This is a genomic window from Allobosea sp. 05T422_2 (assembly GCF_056396265.1).
In genome coordinates this window covers 1-6,261 of sequence record NZ_JBFTLD010000341.1, presented here as the reverse complement: position 1 = coordinate 6,261, position 6,261 = coordinate 1, and the positions used below count along the sequence as shown (strand labels likewise).

The 6,261-nt window shown below is 64.4% G+C and carries 7 protein-coding genes and 1 pseudogene; 3 read left to right on the top strand and 5 right to left on the bottom strand.

What is annotated here, in order from left to right:
- The first annotated feature begins 187 nt into the window (after nt 1–187).
- From AC1DJT_RS33270 to AC1DJT_RS33260, 3 genes are all read left to right on the top strand, one after another.
- Complete coding sequence (locus AC1DJT_RS33270) at nt 188–517, top strand: hypothetical protein (RefSeq protein WP_476835743.1); 330 nt, start codon at nt 188–190, stop codon at nt 515–517.
- 94 nt (nt 518–611) lie between these two features.
- Nucleotides 612–2,054 carry an MFS transporter gene (locus AC1DJT_RS33265; RefSeq protein ID WP_476835742.1) on the top strand — a complete coding sequence of 481 codons (1,443 nt, stop codon included), beginning with the start codon at nt 612–614 and terminating at the stop codon, nt 2,052–2,054.
- Nucleotides 2,055–2,185: 131 nt separating this feature from the next.
- The gene (locus AC1DJT_RS33260; RefSeq protein WP_476768094.1) at nt 2,186–2,512 is read left to right on the top strand and encodes a hypothetical protein; all 327 of its coding nucleotides are present in this window, start codon (nt 2,186–2,188) and stop codon (nt 2,510–2,512) included.
- 26 nt (nt 2,513–2,538) lie between these two features.
- Here AC1DJT_RS33260 and flbD read toward each other — a convergent pair whose 3' ends face one another.
- The 5 genes and pseudogenes from flbD to AC1DJT_RS33235 form a co-directional block, all read right to left on the bottom strand.
- On the bottom strand, nt 2,539–3,903 hold the full coding sequence (gene flbD, locus AC1DJT_RS33255; protein WP_441489567.1) for a sigma-54-dependent transcriptional regulator FlbD: 1,365 nt from the start codon (nt 3,901–3,903) through the stop codon (nt 2,539–2,541).
- A gap of 44 nt (nt 3,904–3,947) precedes the next feature.
- Nucleotides 3,948–4,298, bottom strand: a complete 351-nt coding sequence (gene fliN, locus AC1DJT_RS33250) for a flagellar motor switch protein FliN (RefSeq protein ID WP_113510893.1) — start codon at nt 4,296–4,298, stop codon at nt 3,948–3,950.
- On the bottom strand, nt 4,295–4,906 hold the full coding sequence (locus AC1DJT_RS33245; RefSeq protein WP_476835741.1) for a FliH/SctL family protein: 612 nt from the start codon (nt 4,904–4,906) through the stop codon (nt 4,295–4,297). Before AC1DJT_RS33245 ends, fliN begins: the two co-directional genes overlap by 4 nt.
- A gap of 2 nt (nt 4,907–4,908) precedes the next feature.
- Nucleotides 4,909–5,913, bottom strand: coding sequence for a flagellar motor switch protein FliG (gene fliG / locus AC1DJT_RS33240; protein WP_441477659.1), 1,005 nt, complete (start codon nt 5,911–5,913; stop codon nt 4,909–4,911).
- 98 nt (nt 5,914–6,011) lie between these two features.
- Nucleotides 6,012–6,261: pseudogene (locus AC1DJT_RS33235) on the bottom strand (hypothetical protein); the annotation flags it as partial.

The following is a 6,261-nucleotide window of genomic DNA, read 5'->3' as shown; positions in this document are numbered from 1 at the left end:
ACGATACCCGGCAATTCTTGCCGGGTTCATGGTGAATGAATGGTTAAGCCGACCAGAAAATCGGGCCGTGGAACCCCTTCCTGAATGGATCGTTATTGAACTGCCGCGTTCTGGCCCCATTCGACCGAACAACTCGCGAGCGGGGTCGACATACTGGCTTTTCCGGCCGACTTGATTGGAGATATTCGTGGATAGACGCTCCTTTGTTTTGAGCCTTTTCGGTGGCCTCGCAGCGGCCGGCCTTGGCGGAACCGCCATTGCCCAGGCAGCGACGGGCAAGACCACCCCGACGCCGGAGATATTGCCTGCCAACGAATTGAATGCCGCAACCAAGGCCGCGCTTGACCGTGCCGATGCCGATTTCAGTCAGGTGGTGGTCCGCKAACGCACCGTCGTTCGGCGGCCTCGTCCGGCTTACCGGCGTCCGGTCGTGGTACGCGAGCGTGTAGTCGTGCGCCGCCCCGCCCCGCGCTATCGCCGCCCCGTGGTGGTGCGCCGGAATGTGCTCGTGCGCTGAGACGCAGGATTTGGGGAAGGCGGTGCCGAAGGGTGCCGCCTTCTTCGTATGAGGCGAAGCCATGAGGCACGCCAGACGATGAGGGAGGATCGCCATGTCGCCGCACGAAGCGGCTCTGCCCGCGGTCATCGCGACTGATATCCCGGCCCGGCTCGATCGCCTGCCATGGTCGCGCTTTCACACGCTGGTCGTGGTGGCTCTCGGGATCACCTGGATCCTGGATGGGCTGGAAGTGACCCTTGCCGGCTCGGTCTCGGGGGCACTGAAAGAAAGTCCGGCGCTCCGCTTCACCAATACGGAAATCGGCCTTGCCGGTGCCGCCTATATCGCCGGCGCCGTATTCGGCGCCCTGTTCTTCGGCTGGTTGACCGACAGGCTCGGCCGCAAGCGCCTCTTCAGCATCACCGTACTCGTCTATCTCGCAGCCACGGCCGCGACGGCGTTCTCATGGAGCGTCACGAGCTTCCTGATCTTCCGCTTCTTCACCGGTATGGGGATCGGCGGTGAATACACCGCGATCAACTCGACCATTCAGGAGCTGGTGCCGGCGCGCGTGCGCGGATGGGTCGATCTCGTCATCAACGGCTCGTTCTGGGTCGGCGCAGCCTTGGGCGCCATCGGAGCGATCGTCCTGCTCGACCCGGCCACTATCAATCCCGAACTCGGCTGGCGGCTCGCCTTCTTCATCGGCGCGGCGCTTGGCCTGATCATTCTCATCCTGCGGCGCTGGATCCCCGAAAGCCCGCGCTGGCTGATCAGCCATGGCCGCGCGGAGGAGGCGGCCGCGATCGTGACCCGCATCGAGACGCAAGCCGGCGTCAGCTACAGCGCCAGTGAAGGCCTGGCGCAGATCCGCCTGCGACCACGACCGGCGACGCCACTTGGCGAGGTCTTTCATTCCCTCTTCGTGACGCATCGCCAGCGAGCGCTCGTCGGGCTGGCGCTGATGGTCGCGCAGGCCTTCTTCTACAATGCGATCTTCTTCACCTACGCGTTGATCCTGACCGATTTCTACCAGGTGCCTTCGCATCTGATCGGTTGGTTCATCCTGCCCTTCGCCGCCGGCAATTTCCTGGGTCCGCTCCTGATCGGGCGTCTCTTCGATACGCTGGGCCGGCGCACCATGATCGCGACGACCTATGCTCTGTCAGCGCTTCTGCTGGCCGGCACCGGCTATCTGTTCGCGCGTAATCTGGTGACGGCCTCCCAGCTCACGCTGTGCTGGAGCGTCGTGTTCTTCTTCGCATCCGCCGCCGCAAGTTCGGCCTATCTGACGGTCAGCGAGACGTTCCCCGTCGAGATGCGCGCGCTTGCCATCKCGGTCTTCTACGCCATCGGCACCGGCGCGGGTGGCATTGCCGGCCCCTGGCTGTTCGGTGCACTGATCGACACCGGATCGCGGGCAAGCGTCTTCGGCGGCTACCTGTTTGGCGCGGCCCTGATGCTGGCTGCTGCCGTCATTGCAGCGCTCTACGCAGTCAGGGCTGAACGCCGACCGMTGGAAAGCGTCGCCCGGCCCTTGAATGCCGCGGATTGAGCCCGCCGGACGACCTGGCCGAGGCGGAAGGGAGCGCGATCGGTTGGAACAATGCGCTGCGACAAGCGTTATCATCTGGCACCATTTCGGGGATGCCGAAAGGGTGGCCGAAACCCTGTCTGGAGGACGCCGTGGATAGACGTTCGTTCATGATGACCCTGTTCGGCGGCATGGCTATGGCCAGCCTTGGCGGGATGGCTGGCGCCGCAGCGGCCGAGCCCAAGCTCATTCCCACCCCTGAACCGGCCGAGGATGAAGGCAAGCTTGCCGCCGAAGCCAGCGAAGCGCTGGACAAGGCGGACGCCGGGTACAGTTATTATTACAGGCGGCGCTATTATGGGTATCGCCGCCCCTATTACCGCCCGAGATACTATTATCGACCGCGGTATTATCGCCCTCGGTATTATTACCGCCCGCGGTATTATCGCCCCTATTACCGCCGTCGGTACTATTACTGACCCTCTCTTCGGGATTGCCCCCCGGGTCAGGCGACGCTGACGCGCGCCTGTCCCGGCTCGGCAACCGCAATACCGGCAGAGGTATATTCGCCGAGCTTGTTGCGGAGCGTGCGGATCGAGATTCCGAGGATCTTGGCCGCATGCGTGCGGTTTCCGAGACAGTGGTCCAGCGTATCCAGGATGAGGTCGCGCTCGACATCAGCAACGGTCCGGCCCACCAGGCCGCGCGTCACGGCCTCGGCGGTCTGAACGACACGGCTCGCAACATCGTGGCCTGACGACGGGCCCAGCGACTCGCCTTCCGGGGTCACCATCGCATCAGGTCCGATCTCCGTGCCCTGGGCCAGCAGGACCGCGCGGTGAACCGTGTTCTCGAGCTCCCGCACATTGCCTCGCCAGCCATTAGCCAACAGTGCCTTGCGGGCATCGGCCGCGATCGGACGCAGGGGCATACCGTTGATCTCGGCATATTTCTTGGCGAAATGATCCGCCAACACAAGGATATCGCCCGGCCGCTCGCGCAAGGCGGGAAGCCGCAGATGCACGACGTTCAGGCGATAGAACAGGTCTTCGCGAAAGGAGCCTTCGCGAACCGCTTCGCCGAGATTCCGGTTCGAGGTCGCGATGATCCGGAGATCGACCTTCACAGGCTGCGAGCCGCCGACGCGGTCGATCATCCGTTCCTGAAGCGCGCGCAGCAGTTTCGCCTGCAGGCGGACATCCATCTCGGAAATCTCGTCGAGCAGGAGTGTGCCGCCATGAGCCTCCTCGAACTTTCCGATGCGCCGCGCGATCGCACCGGTAAAGGCGCCCTTCTCATGGCCGAACAGTTCCGATTCCAGCAGATTGTCGGGAATTGCCGCGCAATTCACGGCAACGAAGGGCTTGTCCTTGCGCAGCGACTTCTGATGCAGGTGGCGTGCAATGACCTCCTTGCCGGTGCCGCTCTCGCCGGTCACCAGAACAGGCGCCTCCGAGCGCGCAATCTGGCCGGCGAGCTGCACCACGCGCTCCATGGCCGGATCACGCCAGATCAGGCTGGACTGGTCGGCAGCGACGGCTTCCAGCACCGCCGCGATCAGCTCCGGATCAGGCGGCAGCGGCACATATTCGCGCGCGCCGGCCTGGATCGCGGCAACTGCCGCACGGGCATCGGTCGAGGTACCGCAGGCAACGATCGGCGTGCGGATGCGCTCGCTCTCCAAAGCCGCGACAAACTGCGCGATCGGCTGGGCGACATCGATCATCAGCAGGTCGGCGCCCTTGGCGCGCAACACCGCCAGGGTCTGATCGAGGCCGTCAGTATGGGTCACGGCGGCGCCATGCGAGATGGCGATCTTGGCCGCAGCGATGATCTGTCCCTTGAGACCGCCGACAATGATGAGGCGCATGGCTCAGGCCTTTCCGGATGAATGCGTAACAGGCCGGGCGAACATCACCGGTCGGCCTTGATGATTTCGGTCATCGTGACGCCCAGGCGATCCTCGACGACGACGACCTCGCCGCGCGCAACCAGGCGCTCATTGACGAAGATATCGATCGCCTCGCCGACGCGCCGGTCGAGCTCAAGCACCGCCCCCGGTCCGATCTGAAGCAGATCGCCGACCGCGATCCGCGAGGAGCCGAGCACGGCAGAGACCGTGACGGGAACGTCGAAGACCTGTTCGAGATCCTCGGCGGTCTTGATCGGAACGGGCCCGGAGCGAGCGACAGAGGCCGCGTTGTGGTCGAATGAGAGATCGGCCGGGCTCAGCGGTGGCAGGTTCAGATCGTTCTCCTGGCTCATAGCGATCCTCCCTGGGTGGCGTTGGACTGGGGCATATGGCCGAAGATGCTGCGCACGGCCTCTTCGACCTTCTGCCCGATCAAGGCGCTGTCGATGGCCATGCCGCCATCGGCCCATTCGATGCGGCCATCACCCGGCCCGATATCGGATTGCCCCAGGACGACGAGGCGGCCGGCAAAGCCGGTTTCGCGGGCGAGCCCCGCGAGCATGCTCTCCATCGTCTCGACCGCGCTCTCGTGGACACGCACCACCAGATGCGGGGCGAGACGGGCGTGGCTCAGGCATTCGCGCACCACAGCTTCGATCCTCGCGAGCGGCCGCTCGGCCAAGGCCGCGCCGGCGAGGGTCTGCGCCGTCACGATGGCGACCTGGGCGGCCTGTTCCTCGATGGCGAAGGCACGCTTGTCCTCCTCGACGAGCAGGCGCTCGACCGATCGCACGAGATGGGCAAGCAGCCCGTTCAGCTGCGCGTCGGCCTCGCGCCGGCCCTGCTCCTGCCCGGCGGCAAACCMTTCCGAGCGCGCCGCCGCCAGATCCGCTTCGCTGACGGCACGCCGATTGCCCTCGCGAAAATCGGTTCCGAACATGAATTTCTTGGCGGAGCTCATCGTCAGTAGACCAACTCGTCTTCGGAATTGCCCTTGGACAGAACGATCTCGCCCTTGTCGGCAAGGTCCTTCGTCAGGGTCACCATCTTGGTTTGGGCCTCATCGACCTCCTTCAGCCGGAGCGGCCCGAGGCTTTGCATGTCGTCCTGCATGTTCTTGGCGGCGCGCTGCGACATGGCGCCGAAGAAGAAGGCGCGCATGTCCTCGCTGGCGCCCTTCAGGGCCCGGGCCAGCACATCCTTGTCGACCTGCCGCATCAGGGTCTGCAGCCCGGCCTGATCAAGCTTGGCGAGATCCTCGAAGGTGAACATCAGGGCGCGGATACGCGTGGCCGATTCCTGGTTGGATTCGTCAAGCGCCGACATGAAACGGATCTCGGTCTGGCGGTCGAAGCCATTGAAGATCTCGGCCATCATCTCGTGCGGATCACGCCTGCGCGTCTGCGTCAGGGTCGCGACGAATTCTGAGCGCAGCGTGTTCTCGATGTGGTCGAGCGCTTCCTTCTGCACCGACTCCATCCGCAGCATGCGGGCGACCACTTCGATCGAAAGTTCGTTCGGAAGGTTGCGCAGGACATTGGCGGAATGCTCGGGCCGGATGCGCGACAGGATCACGGCGATGGTTTGCGGATACTCGTTCTTCAGGAAGTTCGCGAGCACGACAGCGTCGATATTGCCGAGCTTCTGCCACATGTTTCGCCCGGCCGGACCGCGGATCTCCTCCATGATCAGCGCAACCTGATCGGAGGGCAGGATCTTCTCGAGCAGCGAAATGGTGCGGTCGAAGGAGCCGGTGATCGCGCCCGCGCTTGAGAGCTTGCTGACGAAATCCAGCATCAGCCGCTCGACCATGTCGGAATCGACCGTTCCGAGCTCGGCCATCGCGCGGGTGATGATGCGGATCTCTTCGTCGTCGAACTCCTGCCAGATGGGTCGGCCGTGATCCTCGCCGAGCACCAGCAGAATGACGGCAGCCCGCTGCGGCCCGCTCATACCCGCATAATTCATCGGCACCGGCGCGGGATCGTAGTCGGAGGCATCGCCTCCGTCGCTTCCGGAATTGCGTGTCGCGATGGATCGGGTTGCTGCCATGTCTCAGAGCCCCGTCACGCCGGCGCTTTTTCGTGAATCCAGCCGCGCAGCACCGCGACCGTATCGGCGGGATTCTGCGTGACCATTGCCCCGATCTTCTCGACCGACTGCGCCTTGAGCTGGCCCTTGATCTGCGCGATCGCCAGCATCCGCTCAGACGGCGCCTCGACCTCGACGGCCGTCACTTCTCCATTGGGGCCAATGACCCGCGGGCTCGCAGGGTCGCCTGTCCCATCGTCCTGGATCATTGCCACGCCGTTGCGC